This is a genomic window from Rhodococcoides fascians A44A (assembly GCF_000760735.1).
GTDB lineage: Bacteria > Actinomycetota > Actinomycetes > Mycobacteriales > Mycobacteriaceae > Rhodococcoides > Rhodococcoides fascians_E.
In genome coordinates this window covers 228,855-243,274 of record NZ_JMEX01000008.1, presented here as the reverse complement: position 1 = coordinate 243,274, position 14,420 = coordinate 228,855, and the positions used below count along the sequence as shown (strand labels likewise).

At 65.6% G+C, this 14,420-nt stretch carries 14 protein-coding genes; 6 read left to right on the top strand and 8 right to left on the bottom strand.

The window, feature by feature from the left end; genetic code table 11:
• Positions 1-94: 94 nt before the first annotated feature.
• The 3 genes from BH95_RS13325 to BH95_RS13315 all read left to right on the top strand — a co-directional run bounded on the left by BH95_RS13325 (position 95) and on the right by BH95_RS13315 (position 4,411).
• Entirely contained in the window at positions 95-1,291 is a 1,197-nt protein-coding gene (locus BH95_RS13325; RefSeq protein ID WP_037159439.1) for a hypothetical protein, read from the top strand.
• Between the two features lie 58 nt (positions 1,292-1,349).
• A complete protein-coding gene (glyA, locus tag BH95_RS13320; protein WP_019665471.1) occupies positions 1,350-2,633 on the top strand; it encodes a serine hydroxymethyltransferase in 1,284 nt (427 codons plus the stop codon).
• Positions 2,634-3,085: 452 nt separating this feature from the next.
• Entirely contained in the window at positions 3,086-4,411 is a 1,326-nt protein-coding gene (locus BH95_RS13315) for a PhoH family protein (protein WP_176458398.1), read from the top strand.
• Positions 4,412-4,448: 37 nt separating this feature from the next.
• Here BH95_RS13315 and BH95_RS13310 read toward each other — a convergent pair whose 3' ends face one another.
• A complete protein-coding gene (locus tag BH95_RS13310) occupies positions 4,449-4,817 on the bottom strand; it encodes a limonene-1,2-epoxide hydrolase family protein (protein ID WP_037105791.1) in 369 nt (122 codons plus the stop codon).
• 135 nt (positions 4,818-4,952) lie between these two features.
• Between BH95_RS13310 and BH95_RS13305 the strand changes: the two genes are divergently transcribed.
• A complete protein-coding gene (locus tag BH95_RS13305) occupies positions 4,953-5,810 on the top strand; it encodes an acyl-ACP desaturase (protein WP_037159366.1) in 858 nt (285 codons plus the stop codon).
• 84 nt (positions 5,811-5,894) lie between these two features.
• Here the strand turns inward: BH95_RS13305 and BH95_RS13300 are convergent, their stop codons facing one another.
• Together BH95_RS13300 and glpX are read right to left on the bottom strand one after the other, a co-directional pair.
• Positions 5,895-7,298 carry a class II fumarate hydratase gene (locus tag BH95_RS13300; RefSeq protein ID WP_019665467.1) on the bottom strand — a complete coding sequence of 468 codons (1,404 nt, stop codon included), beginning with the start codon at positions 7,296-7,298 and terminating at the stop codon, positions 5,895-5,897.
• Between the two features lie 80 nt (positions 7,299-7,378).
• Positions 7,379-8,419 carry a class II fructose-bisphosphatase gene (glpX, locus tag BH95_RS13295; RefSeq protein WP_026347852.1) on the bottom strand — a complete coding sequence of 347 codons (1,041 nt, stop codon included), beginning with the start codon at positions 8,417-8,419 and terminating at the stop codon, positions 7,379-7,381.
• A 157-nt stretch (positions 8,420-8,576) separates the two neighbouring features.
• Here glpX and BH95_RS13290 point away from each other — a divergent pair, with 157 nt between their 5' ends.
• Positions 8,577-9,146 (top strand): DUF4245 domain-containing protein, encoded by a 570-nt coding sequence (locus BH95_RS13290; protein ID WP_020112642.1) that lies wholly within the window; start codon positions 8,577-8,579, stop codon positions 9,144-9,146.
• Here BH95_RS13290 and BH95_RS13285 read toward each other — a convergent pair.
• From BH95_RS13285 to BH95_RS13275, 3 genes are read right to left on the bottom strand one after another with little or no spacing between them, the layout of a single operon-like run.
• Positions 9,143-9,364: an exodeoxyribonuclease VII small subunit gene (locus BH95_RS13285; RefSeq protein ID WP_019665464.1), complete on the bottom strand. Its 222-nt coding sequence runs from the start codon at positions 9,362-9,364 to the stop codon at positions 9,143-9,145. The genes BH95_RS13290 and BH95_RS13285 overlap by 4 nt on opposite strands.
• Before the next feature lie 10 nt (positions 9,365-9,374).
• Entirely contained in the window at positions 9,375-10,595 is a 1,221-nt protein-coding gene (xseA, locus tag BH95_RS13280) for an exodeoxyribonuclease VII large subunit (protein ID WP_037182679.1), read from the bottom strand.
• Positions 10,592-11,173, bottom strand: coding sequence for a lipid droplet-associated protein (locus BH95_RS13275; RefSeq protein WP_037182677.1), 582 nt, complete (start codon positions 11,171-11,173; stop codon positions 10,592-10,594). The genes xseA and BH95_RS13275 overlap by 4 nt, the downstream gene beginning before the upstream one ends.
• A gap of 91 nt (positions 11,174-11,264) precedes the next feature.
• On the opposite strand from BH95_RS13275, the gene BH95_RS13270 reads away from it, so the two are divergent.
• Complete coding sequence (locus tag BH95_RS13270) at positions 11,265-12,275, top strand: 4-hydroxy-3-methylbut-2-enyl diphosphate reductase (protein ID WP_019665461.1); 1,011 nt, start codon at positions 11,265-11,267, stop codon at positions 12,273-12,275.
• A 31-nt stretch (positions 12,276-12,306) separates the two neighbouring features.
• Here the strand turns inward: BH95_RS13270 and BH95_RS13265 are convergent, their stop codons facing one another.
• Together BH95_RS13265 and BH95_RS13260 are read right to left on the bottom strand one after the other, a co-directional pair.
• Positions 12,307-13,293: a DUF6542 domain-containing protein gene (locus BH95_RS13265; RefSeq protein ID WP_176460159.1), complete on the bottom strand. Its 987-nt coding sequence runs from the start codon at positions 13,291-13,293 to the stop codon at positions 12,307-12,309.
• 20 nt (positions 13,294-13,313) lie between these two features.
• Positions 13,314-14,420: DNA recombination protein RmuC (locus BH95_RS13260; RefSeq protein WP_099052216.1), on the bottom strand; the 1,107-nt coding region annotated here is incomplete at its 5' end.

Sequence of the window (14,420 nt, the reverse complement as noted above, 5' to 3'; positions counted from 1 at the left end):
ATGAATGACGATTGTGCTCGGTGCCACGAGGACTCGCACGGGCGGGGTAGTTCACTGGTTGTTCACCCGGTCGGTGACGCTAGTGTCGGACAGCATGAACGCCGATTCCTTCGTCCGCGACTACCTCACCCTCGGCCTGAAATTCGATCGCCTCGAAGAGGGGTTCGTCGACGCGTACACCGGTGACCCCGAGCTACGACGGCAGGTGGAGAACGCACCGGCGCCCGAGCCGAAGGAGCTTGCGCGTCGAGCAGGGGAGCTTCGCAAGGAACTGGGCAACACAGGCCTGCCCGAGCAGCGTGCCGAGTTCGTCGACGTTCATCTTCGGGCGCTCGAATGCTCGGCCCGCAAGTTCGCCGGCGAGGACATCGGCTTCGTCGACGAGGTCTTCGCGTACTTCGACGTCCACATCGAGCCGGGCGATCAGGACGAGTACCGCCAGGCCCACCGAAAGATGGACGACGTGTTGGCCGGCCCCGGTTCGCTCGCCGAACGTCTTGCCGCACACCGGGCGCAGGACGTCGTACCCGCGGATCGGTTGCAGGAGTGCGTCGACGCCTTCTCCAGTGCCCTGCGGGACCGCGTGCGTGCCGAATACACGCTGCCGGACACCGAACAGGTCACCTACGAGGTCGTCGGAGACAAACCGTGGTCGGGGTTCAACTACTACCTCGGTGATTACAAGTCCACCGTCGCGATCAACTCCGACCTGCAGCAGCAGATGGCGAACTTGCCTCACCTGATCGCGCACGAGGCGTACCCGGGTCATCACACCGAGCACTGCCGCAAGGAAGCCGGGCTGGTGGCGTCGGGCCAGACGGAGCAGACCCTGTTCCTGGTCAACACTCCGCAATGCCTGATGGCCGAGGGGCTCGCCGACCTCGCGTTGAAGTCGATCGTCGGGCCGGGGTGGGGTGTGTGGGCGCAGGAGATCTACGCCGACCTGGGGCTGCGCTTCGACGGTGAGAAGGCGGAACGGTTGTCCGAGGCGTCGGGGCAGCTGCTCGGTGTGCGTCAGGACGCGGCGTTGCTGCTGCACGATCAGCACAAGTCGCAGGACGACGTCGCTGCCTACCTCGAACGCTGGTCGCTGACGTCGCCGCAGCGCGCCCGGCAGAGTCTGAAGTTTCTGTCCTCGCCGTTGTGGCGCGCGTACATCAGTACCTACGTCGAGGGCTACAAGCTTCTCGGTGGGTGGCTCGACAGGGGCAAAACGGTCAGCGAGCGATCCGCGCTGTTCGGACGCCTGCTCGACGAACCGCTCATCCCCAGCGCGCTGCGTGAGCACTGAGGTGCATCTCGTAAACTGAATGCGCCAATCCCGCAGCTCACCCTTGGAGACACCTGTAATGACCGACGTCAACACCCAGTCGCTCGCCGAACTCGACCCCGAGGTAGCCGAAGCCATGGCTGGCGAACTCGGTCGTCAGCGCGACACGCTCGAGATGATCGCGTCGGAGAACTTCGTTCCACGCGCAGTCCTCCAGGCACAGGGCAGCGTGTTGACGAACAAGTACGCCGAGGGCTACCCGGGACGTCGCTACTACGGCGGGTGCGAGCACGTCGACGTCGTCGAGGATCTGGCGCGCAATCGTGCCAAGGAACTGTTCGGTGCCGAATTCGCCAACGTGCAACCCCACGCGGGCGCGCAGGCCAACGCCGCGGTCCTGATGGCACTGATCAACCCGGGTGACAAGATCATGGGCCTCGACCTGGCGCACGGCGGTCACCTGACGCACGGTATGAAGCTGAACTTCTCCGGCAAGCTATACGAGGTCGAGTCCTATGGAGTCAGCAAGGAAGACCACCGCATCGACATGGACGAGGTGCGCAAGCAGGCACTGACGTCCAAGCCGCAGGTTCTCATCGCCGGCTGGTCCGCCTACCCGCGCCACCAGGACTTCGAGGCGTTCCGTTCCATCGCCGACGAGGTCGGTGCCCTCCTGTGGGTCGACATGGCCCACTTCGCCGGTCTGGTCGCCGCGGGTGTCCACCCGTCCCCCGTGCCGTACGCCGACGTCGTGTCCTCGACGGTGCACAAGACGCTCGGTGGCCCCCGCTCCGGCCTGATCCTCGCCAAGAAGGAATGGGCCAAGAAGATCAACTCCGCCGTCTTCCCCGGTCAGCAGGGTGGGCCGCTCATGCATGCCGTCGCAGCGAAGGCCGTTGCCTTCAAGATCGCGGCGACGCCGGAGTTCAAGGAACGTCAGGAGCGCACCCTGCTCGGTGCATCCCTCCTCGCCGATCGGTTGAACGCCAAGGACGTCGCGGACAAGGGCATCTCCGTCCTCACCGGTGGCACCGACGTCCACCTCGCGCTCGTCGACCTGCGTAGCTCGGACCTCGACGGCCAGCAGGCAGAGGATCTGTTGCACGAGGTCGGAATCACCGTGAACCGCAATGCCGTTCCGTTCGATCCTCGCCCGCCGATGATCACCTCGGGTCTGCGCATCGGAACCGCGGCACTCGCTACCCGCGGATTCGGCGAAGCCGAGTTCACCGAGGTCGCGGACATCATCGCCACTGCTCTCGCCACCGGCGAGGCAAGCGACTCGCTCAAGGAGCGCGTCGTCAAGGTCGCTCAGTCCAAGCCGCTCTACGACGGTCTCGAGGACTGGGGACTGCTGGGATAGGCACCCGTCGTCGCACGAAAGGCCCACTCGTTCGAGTGGGCCTTTCGTGCGTTCTGGTCCGTTTTTCTCCGTTCGGTCCCACCCGGACAGTACTGAGGTGGTACATGTAGAAGAAGGAGCAGTCGAACGTCGATTGTTCATCGCCCGGGCGCCGCAGAACGTACGCGGACACGCCTGGTTCTCTTGCGCATCAGCCATTCTCGAACGCCTGATCCGGTTAACGTGTTGTTCACCGACACGCCCCGAACTCGCCGAGCCAATTGCCGGTTTCGGCTGTACCGTCGGCAGTAACAGGCAGCGGGGAAGCTACCTGTGCGGGAGGTTCTGATACGTGACTGAGCTAGTGAGCGCGAGAGGGCCGGCACCCGGCCCTCGTGTCATCTGACACGCCAGGACCGACCGGCCGAGCGACAAATGTCCGCGCGGTGCCGCGCCGGACGTAGGAGCCCCACGTGACCACTTCACGCTCCGTTTCCGCCCCCCTTCGGACATTCGTGCTGGACACCTCGGTTCTGCTGTCGGATCCCTGGGCTGTCATCCGGTTCGCCGAGCACAATGTGGTTCTTCCGCTGATCGTGATCAGCGAACTGGAGGGTAAACGCCACCACCACGAATTGGGATGGTTCGCGCGGGAATCCTTGCGTATGCTCGACGATCTCCGCGTCGAGCACGGCCGCCTCGACCAGCCGGTTCCCATCGGAACCGACGGGGGCACACTGCAAGTCGAGCTCAACCACACCGATCCGTCCGTGCTTCCCGTCGGGTTCCGCACCGACTCCAACGACTCTCGCATCCTCGCCTGCGCCCTCAACCTCGCCGCCGAAGGCAAGGACGTCGTCCTGGTCAGCAAGGACATCCCGCTTCGCGTCAAAGCAGGCGCCGTGGGCCTTCCCGCCGACGAGTACCACGCACACGACGTCGTCCCGTCGGGCTGGACCGGAATGGCCGAACTCGACGTGCAGGCAGCCGACATCGACCGACTGTTCGCCGAAGGCGTCATCGACCTCGACGGCGCACGGGACATGCCGTGCCACACCGGTGTTCGACTGCTCGGTGGACGCTCCAGCGCACTCGGACGCGTCACGGCCGACAAACAGATCCAGCTCGTCCGCGGTGAGCGTGAAGCATTCGGGCTGCACGGGCGTTCAGCGGAACAGCGAGTCGCACTCGACCTTCTGCTCGACGAGAGCATCGGCATCGTCTCTCTCGGCGGCAAGGCCGGAACCGGCAAGTCCGCACTGGCGTTGACTGCAGGTCTCGAAGCGGTCCTCGAACGGCGCACGCACCGGAAAGTCGTCGTGTTCCGGCCGCTCTATGCCGTCGGTGGTCAGGAACTGGGTTACCTGCCGGGCAGCGAAAGCGAGAAGATGGGTCCGTGGGCTCAGGCCGTCTTCGACACCCTCGACGGCCTCGCCAGCCCCGAGGTGATGGAAGAGGTCATCGCTCGCGGAATGCTGGAGGTGCTGCCGTTGACCCACATTCGCGGTCGATCGCTGCACGACTCCTTCGTGATCGTCGACGAGGCACAGTCACTCGAACGCAATGTGCTGCTGACCGTGCTCTCCAGGCTCGGGAGCGGCTCACGCGTCGTGCTGACCCACGACGTCGCGCAGCGCGACAACCTGCGCGTCGGGCGGCACGACGGCGTCGCGGCCGTCATCGAAAAGCTCAAGGGTCATCCGCTTTTCGCGCACATCACCCTCACCCGAAGCGAGCGGTCCCCGATCGCTGCACTGGTGACCGAAATGCTCGAAGAGTTCGGCCCCGCCGGCGCCTGACGTGAATGGAAATGTAGGCAGTGGCCTACATTTCCATTCACAGCGCGCGGAGGGCGCCTTTGATCAGGCCCTCGAGGAAGTCGAGATTGTCGAAGTAATCACGCCAGACGAGGATTTTGCCGTCGCGTAGTTCGAAGGTGCCGCACACCCAGAACTCGATGCGCAGCCGCCGCCAGATCAGCACGTCGGTTCGTTCGGTGAGCACGGTGTCGCCGTCGGACGCGATGTTGTGGATGGTGACGTCGAAGCCGTACTGGGGTTTCGCGAGAAGTCGCATGAACTTGCCGACTCGTCTCACGCCACGAACTCGGGGCAACCCCACGTTGTGCCACACCACCGCGTCGTCGAGGCGGTCGACGACCTTCTCGACGTCGCGGTTCCTCAGGGCGTCGAACATGCCCTCCACTACCTCGTTCGCCTTCGTCGTTTCGATCACTCGGTCCGCTCCTTCACCTAGGACGTGAGCCCGCAGTCTATGAAAGTTCACAGACGTCCGGGGCGCTACTCCGCGTTCACCGGGCCAGACGCTACGGTTGCTGGTATGTCTACGAATCTGACGGACGGTGACCTGCTGCTTCGACTCGAGCCAGCCGTCGAAGAGAACCTCAGCCGCCACATCGAGGAGGCGGAGGACTGGCATCCGCACGACTTCGCACCGTGGGACGACGGCCGCAACTTCGCGTTCCTCGGGGGCGAGGACTGGGCTCCCGAGCAGTCGCACCTCTCCGACGTGGAGATTCTGTCCGCGACGGTCGGCGTACTAGTCGCAGACAATCTGCCTGCGTACCACCGCGAACTCGCTCGCGCGCTCACCGGCCTCGGCGCGTGGTGGAAGTGGACGGGTCGATGGACGTCGGAAGAAAACCGTCAAGCCATCGTGCTGCGCGACTACCTGGTACTGACGCGCGCAGTGGACCCCGTCGCGCTCGAACGGGTGCGCATGGAGGAAATGACGAGGGGCTACAGCGCCCCGAGCCTGCACGTGCTGGACATCATCTCGCACTTCGCCATCGACGAGACCGCGGCAGCGTTGCGCAACACCAACACCGTTGCCCTCGGCGGCGACGAGGTGCTGGGCAAGATCCTGACCAAGATCGCGGCCGACGACACCCGTCAGGCAACGTTCTACGTCAACGTCGTCAACGAGGCGTTCGGCGTCGCACCGGACCAGATGGCTCGTGCTATCGCGGATCGAGTGAGCGGCTTCGCGATCCCCGTCGTCGACCTGCCGAGCAAGAAGAACAGCACCGAGGCTCTCGCGGAAGCCGGCATCTACGACGAGGACCAGCAGCGAGACAAGGTGTTCAAGCCGCTTCTGGAGCGCTGGAACTTCTTCGGCCGCGACGACCTCGGCGACGACGGCAAGAAAGCTCGTGAGGAGCTAGCTCACCTCGCCTGAGCTCGACCCCCCGAACATGACTGTGCCACCGCAACTGTATGACCGTTGCGGTGGCACATTCATGCCGGAAGGGAGCGGACGAAACTAGTCCTTGACCTTTGCCATGGCGAGGACGTCGAGACGCTTGTCCAGTTCTTCCTCGCTGAGCTTGTCGCCGATGAGCCCGCGGTCGATGACGGTCTGACGGATGGTCTTCTTCTCCTTCAGAGCCTGCTTGGCGACGGCGGCTGCTTCCTCGTAGCCGATTGCGGAGTTCAGCGGCGTCACGATGGACGGCGAGGACTCGGCGAGGGTCTTGAGGTGGTCGACGTTGGCTTCGAGGCCGACGATGCACTTGTCCGCGAAGAGGACCGAGACGTTGGCGAGGAGCTTGAACGACTCGAGGACGTTGCGCGCCATCATCGGGATGTAGACGTTGAGCTCGAAGGCACCCGATGCACCGCCGAATGCGACGGCGGCGTCGTTGCCGATGACCTGTGCGGCGACCTGCGTGACTGCCTCGGGCAGAACCGGGTTGACCTTGCCGGGCATGATGGAGCTACCGGGCTGCAGGTCGGGGAGGGCGATTTCGCCGAGGCCCGTGAGTGGTCCCGAGCCCATCCAGCGGACGTCGTTGGCGATCTTGGTCAGCGACACGGCGATGGTGCGCAGCGCGCCCGATGCCTCGACGAGGCCGTCGCGTGCTGCCTGTGCCTCGAAGGAGTCCTTCGCGGCGGTCAGGGCGTCGATTCCGGTCGACTTCACCAGTTCGGCAACAACTTTGGGGCCGAAGCCGTCGGGGGCGTTGAGGCCGGTGCCGACGGCGGTGCCGCCGATGGGCAGCTCGCCCAGGCGGGGAAGGGTGGCCTCGACGCGCTCGATGCCTGCTTCGATCTGACGGGCGTAGCCGCCGAATTCCTGACCGAGCGTGACCGGCACGGCGTCCATGAGGTGCGTGCGGCCGGACTTCACGACGGTCTTCCACTCGGTCGCCTTGGCGGCCAGTGCCTCGTGCAGGTGCTTCAGCGCAGGCACCAGTGAGGTGACGGCTGCCTCGGTGGCGGCGACGTGCGTGGCCGTCGGGAAGGTGTCGTTGGAGCTCTGCGACATGTTGACGTGGTCGTTGGGGTGAACCTCGACACCGTTGGCCTTGGCGATGGACGCGATGACCTCGTTGGCGTTCATGTTGGAGCTGGTGCCGGAACCGGTCTGGAAGACGTCGATGGGGAACTGATCGTCGTGCTTGCCGTCGGCGATCTCGGTTGCCGCGGAGATGATGGCGTCGGCGAGGGTGCCGTCGAGCAGCCCGAGGTCCTTGTTGACCTGTGCGCAAGCAGCCTTCAGCAAGCCCATTGCGCGGATCTGGGTGCGCTCGAGGGGGCGGAAGGAGATGGGGAAGTTCTCCACCGCGCGCTGCGTCTGTGCACGCCACAGCGCGTCGACGGGGACGCGAACCTCTCCCATGGTGTCGTGCTCGATCCGGTACTGCTGTTCGTCTGTCTGCGTCATGAGCCTTACTTTGCCAGTTGAAGTTGCGGAGGGGTGAGCGCGCCCTGGGCCGGGAGTGGAGCCTGCGGGAACGACCCGGATCAGAACGACGGAGCTTGCCCTGATTCGTCGCCGTCGAAGTCGACGGAACTGTATTCGCGTAGCTTTTCGAGGCGGTGGTAGGCGTCGATCATGCGCACGGTGCCGGACTTGGAGCGCATCACGATGGACTGGGTGTGTGCACCACCGCCTGCGTAGCGGACGCCGCGCAGAAGGTCGCCGTCGGTGACGCCGGTGGCAGTGAAGAAGACGTTCTCGCCGGAGACCAGGTCGCGGGTGTTCAGGACGCGATCGAGGTCGTGACCTGCGTCGATGGCCTTCTGTCGCTCGGCGTCGTCGGTCGGGGCGAGGCGTCCCTGCAGGGCGCCGTCCATGCACCGCATCGCGGCGGCCGCGATGATGCCCTCGGGAGTTCCGCCGATACCGATGAGCAGATCGGTGCCGGAATCGGGGCGTGCTGCGGCGATGGCGCCCGCGACGTCACCGTCGGAGATGAGGCGGATGCGGGAGCCGGCGTCGCGGACCTGCTGGATCAGTTCGGCGTGGCGCGGACGGTCCAGGATGCACACCGTGACGTCGGATGCGGAGCCCTTCTTGACCTTCGCGATCCGAGCGATGTTCTCCTTGACCGGTGCAGTGATATCGACGACATCGGCGTACTCGGGGCCGACGGCGATCTTCTCCATGTAGAACACCGCCGACGGATCGAACATCGCGCCGCGCTCGGCGACAGCCAGCACCGAGATCGCGTTGGGCATGCCCTTGGCCATCAACGTGGTTCCGTCGACGGGATCGACGGCGAAGTCGACGTCGGGACCGTTGCCGTTACCGACCTGCTCGCCGTTGTAGAGCATCGGCGCTTCGTCCTTCTCGCCTTCGCCGATGACGACGACGCCGCGCATCGAGACGGAACTGACCAGCTGACGCATGGCGTCGACAGCGGCCCCGTCGCCACCTTCCTTGTCGCCACGTCCCACCCAGCGACCCGACGCGAGCGCACCGGCCTCGGTGACACGAACGAGCTCGAGGGCGAGGTTGCGATCTGGCGCCATGGCGCGAGTGGACTCGGTGCTGGCCGTCATCGGTTTGTAGCCTCCTGGTAGATGGGGGTCTTACCCAGGCGCGATTATCTCATTCGTGAGCCGCGTCATGCGAGCTAGGGCATGCGCCGACCGAGCGCTGACATGCAGCGGACACCCTGGGTCGTTCCGCAGGCTGCTCTCGCGGGATACTGGAGGCGTGGCGAACAGCAAACCTCGGATCCTCAACAACAACCGCGACATGGTGTGGTCCCTCATTCCGCTTGTCATCGCCTGTCTGCTGATCGCCGGTATCGCCTCCCAGTGCTCTCTCAGCCCCGGCGGACCGACGCAGGGCCCCATCCCGAACTTCGACGTCGACGCTGCCCTGCAGTACGACGCCTCCGAGCTGAACTTCCCGGTCCGCAACCCTCGGGTGCCTGAAGGGTGGACTCCGAACTCCGGCAGCCGCCAGTCCATCGCGGGGGATCAGGGCGGCGACGTCAGCAACGTCGGTTTCATCTCCGACGCTGGTCGCTACATCAAGTTGACGCAGTCCAGCGCGAGCGAGGAGGTCCTCGTTCCGTTCGCCGTCGGCGAGGCGCGCTACGCGTCGGGCACCGAATCGATCGACGGTGCGGAGTGGATCGTCTACGACCAGGAGGGAAGCGAGGCGGTATGGGTCACCGATCTGGGTGACGTCCGATTGTTGGTGACCGGTAGCGGCAGCACCGAGGAATTCACGACGCTTGCCGCCGCAACGACGAGCGCCGAGCCGCTCACTCCCTAGTTCTCTTCTTCCTCGATGTGCGCGAGTGCGTTCTCGACGCGCTTGCGTGCACCGGCAAGGTGTTCCTCGCACCGGGTGGCCAACTGTTCGCCGCGCTCCCACAGCGCAAGCGAGGCGTCGAGATCCAGTCCGCCCTGCTCCAGGACCTTCACCACGTCGACCAGTTCGTCGCGGGCTGCTTCGTAGCCGAGTTCGGTGACCGGTGTTTCCTCGCTCATGGTGTTCCTCTCATTTGACTTTGCCCATGACCGCGGCGGTGACTGCGCCGTCGGCCACTCGTACTCGGATCTGGGTACCCGGCGGGGCGTCGTCCACCGACCTCAACACCTCTGGATCGGTGCCCGCCACCACGCGCTGGACGACGGCATAACCCCTCGCCAGCGTCGCTGCGGGCCCGAGCGTCTGCAGACGTGCCCGCAGATGTTCGACGAGAGTCTCCTGCTTCGCCAACTCGCGCAGGACGTCGCGCCTCCCTGCGTCGACGAGTCTGGTGATCTCTTCGCTGCGCCGGTCGATGCCCGCGACGGGGTAGGCCAGTGCGGGCCGGTGTCGGATCATCTCGAGCGCACGTGCTTCGCGTTGGACCCAGTTGCGCAGTGCAGCAGCTGTTCTGGAGCGCAGCTCGGCGATCAGATTCTGTTCGGCGACGGCGTCGGGAACCACCAGCTTGGCCGCGTCGGTCGGTGTTGCGGCGCGGAGATCGGCGACGTGGTCGCTGAGCGGGCTGTCGGGTTCGTGTCCGATGGCGCTGACGATCGGGGTCGTGGCCTTCGAGATGGCACGGCACAGGGCCTCGTCCGAGAACGGCAGGAGGTCTTCGACGCTGCCGCCGCCGCGAGCGAGGATGATGACGTCGACATTGCCGTCGAGGTCGGAGAGTGCGTCGAGGATCGCCGGTACTGCGGTCGGTCCTTGGACCGGGGTGTGGCGAACCTCGAAGTGCACTGCGGGCCAACGCCGTCGGGCGACAGTGAGAACGTCCTTCTCGGCTGCCGACGCGCGGGCCGTGACCAGTCCGATGGTGCGGGGGAGGAACGGCAACGGGCGCTTGAGGCGAGGATCGAACAGTCCCTCGGCGGCGAGAAGGGCCCGCAGGCGTTCGATGCGTGCCAGCAGTTCGCCGACGCCGACGGCGCGAATGTCGGTGGCGCGCAACGAGATAGTTCCACGGCCCGTGTAGAACGACAACTTGCCGTACAGGATTACCCGCGCGCCCTCGGTGAGCGGGACGGGGGAGCGGTCGAGCAACTGAGGCGAACACGTCACCGACAGCGACATGTCCGCGGACGGATCACGAAGAACGAGAAATGCAGTGCGTGTACCCGGCCGAGCGTTGATCTGCGTCAGCTGACCTTCGACCCATACGCTGCCGAGCTTGTCGATCCATCCCGCCACCTTCATGGCGACGGTTCGGACAGGCCACGGCTCCTCTGCAGTACTTGCGGTCACTTGGCCTTCGCGGTGGTGATTCGATTGTCGAGCATGGTCAGAAACGGAGCGCGGCGCAGCGACGCATCCTCGTACTCACGCAGGGCCTCGAGGTCCGCGAGAGACAGCGACCGCAGCCGGGCACGCAGCTGAGCGAGGGCGAGGGTGTCGTAATCCACCATCTCGACGATTTCCGGACGGTCGGCTGCGACCGTCGGCACGTCGTCTTTCTGGATCTCCTCCGGAGGCGTCGAGTACAGCGCGAAGCGCCCTGACACAGCGACCGGCTCGCCGGCGACATCGTCGTGATCGGGGATGTCGACGTCACCGTCGGTGGCCCCGGGAACGTCGTCCTCGAACACCGCCCAGGACGGCTGCTCCTGATCCGGTGTCCCGATGAGCGGAAGCGACGAGATCGCCTGATCGCCCTTGATGGCCAGCGCCGTCACTTGCTGCTGAAAGCGCATCGTGCTCGCCAGAACTTCGCTGACGACGGTCATCGGAAGCGTGATCGCAGTACTGGGGAGTTTGCGAGCTTCTTCGACGACCGTCACGGCCACACCGGCAGCTACGCGTGCGGCGAACGGAACACGAGTCATGCGCACCAGAGTGCCTGAATTCCGAGTGTTTGGGTAGCCGACATGCTGTGCTCGGCCGGTGAAGCCGAGCCGGGCACGTATCCTTGGGGACATGTCTTCGGCTGTTCCCTTGAATCTCGGTATCGCACGTCCGTCCGGCGACGGCGCACCTGCGTACTCCGGTGCCAAACGAGTCCTCCTCGCAGAGCCACGCGGCTACTGCGCTGGGGTGGACCGCGCCGTCGAGACGGTGGAGAAAGCGCTGGAGAAGCACGGTGCGCCCGTCTACGTCCGCAAGGAGATAGTGCACAACAGGCACGTCGTGGAGACGTTGGCGGACCGCGGCGCCGTCTTCGTCGAGGAGACCGACGAAGTTCCCGAGGGCTCTCTGCTCGTCTTCTCCGCGCACGGGGTGTCCCCGGCTGTGCACGCATCGGCGGCCGAGCGCCAGCTCCGCACCATCGACGCCACCTGCCCGCTGGTGACGAAGGTGCATCAGGAAGCCAAGCGCTTCGCCCGTGACGACTACGACATTCTGCTGATCGGTCACGAAGGACACGAAGAGGTCGAGGGCACAGCAGGCGAGGCTCCGGACCACGTTCAGCTCGTCGACGGCCCCGACTCGGTCGACAACGTCACCGTGCGCGACGAGAACAAGGTGATCTGGCTGTCCCAGACGACGCTCAGTGTCGACGAAACGATGATGACGGTTGCTCGCCTGCGCGAGAAGTTCCCGACGCTGCAGGATCCGCCGAGCGACGACATCTGCTACGCGACGCAGAACCGTCAGGTCGCCGTCAAGGCGATGGCACCCGAGTGCGACCTCGTCATCGTGGTGGGATCGAAGAACTCGTCCAACTCGGTGCGCCTCGTCGAGGTCGCACTGACGGCAGGCGCTCGCGCCAGCTACCTCGTCGACTACGCCAAGGAGGTGGACACCGCCTGGTTGGACGGCATCACCACCGTGGGCATCACCTCGGGCGCGTCGGTGCCGGAGATCCTGGTGCAGGGCGTCATCGAATTGCTCGCCGAGCACGGCTTCGGGGATGTTCAACCGGTCACCACGGCCAACGAAACCTTGGTGTTCTCCCTTCCCCGCGAGCTGCGCCCGGCGAAGGCCTGAGCCGGTTCCGGTCAGCCCCGATCGCGACGCCTCAGGCGTCTCCGCGATCGCGGTAGCGGACCTGCGGTACGGGATGCGGCGGGATGTGCGCGCCGCCTTGCGAAGCGGGTCGGGGTGTCGGAGTCGGTCTGGGTGTAGCTGCCGGCCTCGGTGTGGCAGCGCGAGGGGCCGAGTACGGGTCCACCTCGGGTGGCCGAGGAACCCGCGGGGGCTGTGACCTGGGGACGGGTCGGCGCGCGGGATCTGCAGCAGGCTGTTCGGTCCGCGCAGGCCGGTACGGATCAGCGGCCGGCCGATCGAGCAGAGGGTCGACGCGTTCGCGACGGCTCCTGCGACCCTCGCCTGCATCGGCACGTGTCGCGGTCACGGCTTCGCCGCGGCCGTGGGCAGCGCGAGTGTCGGCGCCCCGGCGCTCGGCAGCTCTGGTCTGCGTCCGCTGGCCGCCGTCTCGGGACGTCCGACGACTGTCCTGGGCCGCCCGGCGGTTGTCTTGTGCCGTCTGACGGTTGTCACGGGCGCGCTGGCGGGTTTCCTGCGCTCGGTCACGGATGGTTCGTTTGGCAGCGCCTGCCGGTGCGTGGCTCGCCTGCTTCTTCAGGAAGATGCGTGCCCCGCCGACGGCAAGGGCAAGTACCGTGCCGAGCAGCATCAGCGGGAACCGGTTGACCAGCGGAATCGCGACGTTCAGCAGAATGTCGCGCAGGCTCGTCCCTGCGTTCTCGATCATGAACTGATACGAGAGCGGCACAGCGACGAACAGAATCAGCGGTGCTTGCACCATCGCGGTGAACAACCCGCGGTAGCGCACCAGCACGACGGCAGCGACGGTGCCAACGATGTAGAAGGACGCGAAAGCCGACGTCAGTTCCGATCCGCGTGCAGCATCGATGGCGACACCGAGAAACGTCGCGCCGACGGCGATGGCCACTGCCCCCCAAGCAGGGACGCCGGGCACGGAAGCGAGAGCTGAACGTTGATCCAGCGGTACCCCGGAACGGGCACGTTGGGAGGTAGACACCCCTCGAGGTTAGCGGCTGTTCACCCCACCGCGTCGCTGACATGACCGAACTGCCCCCGAGAGTGCGACGAATCGGACGTTCTCGGGCGTTGATCGATCCGCTTCACGTCCACGACGTCCGCGTCGAACAGTTCCAGTTCGTGAAGCTTGCGGGCGGTGACGCCTACACGTGCGTCCACCGAGGACACCGTCGAGTTGAAGGAGTCGACGGCCTTGCCGAGATGCGATCCGAGCTTGTCGAGGTGCGAGGACACGACGCCGAGCCGGGTGTACAGCTCGCGTCCGAGCTGCTGGATACGAGCAGCGTCCTCGGCGAGTGATTCCTGCTTCCACGTGTACGCCACCGTCCGCAGCAGCGCGACCAAAGTGGTCGGGGTGGCAAGTATCACGTTCCGGGTGAAGGCGTACTCCAGAAGCGACGAATCGGATGTCAACGCTGCGTCGAGGAACGGGTCTCCGGGAACGAACAGAACGACGAACTCCGGCGTCGGCTCGAACGAACGCCAGTATTCCTTGGCCGCCAACTGATCGACGTGGGTCCTGAGGTGGCGTGCATGACGCGTCATCGCTTTGCCGCGCCGCTCCGGGTCCTCCTCCTGCGCTGCGTCGAGGTAGGCGGCGAACGGAACCTTGGCGTCCACGACGATCTGCCGACCACCGGCGAGCCTGACGATCATGTCCGGACGAATCCCGTCCTTGGAGACCTGCGTGTCGAAGTCGCAGTGTTTGACCATGCCTGCCAGCTCGACCACACGCTCCAGCTGCATCTCACCCCACCGGCCGCGGATCTGCGGAGCCCGCAGCGCAGTGACCAACTGCGAAGTCTGGGTCGACAGCTGCACCGACGCACGGTGCATACCCGTCACCTGCTCGCTGAGCCCCGCGTAGGCGCGGATGCGATTGTGCTCGACCTGGCGAACGTGCTCGGTCAACGCGTCGACAGCGTCGTGCAACGGCTCGACGAGGTGCGAGACCTGCTGGCCGATGGCTCCCGAGTGTCTGCGTGCCGAGTCCTCGTTCACCGCAGCGAGAGACCGACGAAGAAGCGCCTCGTTGTCCCGCAACGCGGCCAACTGCGCTTCGGCTCGAACCGCGCGATCCCCGGTGCGGGACGCGTGCAGCAGCCA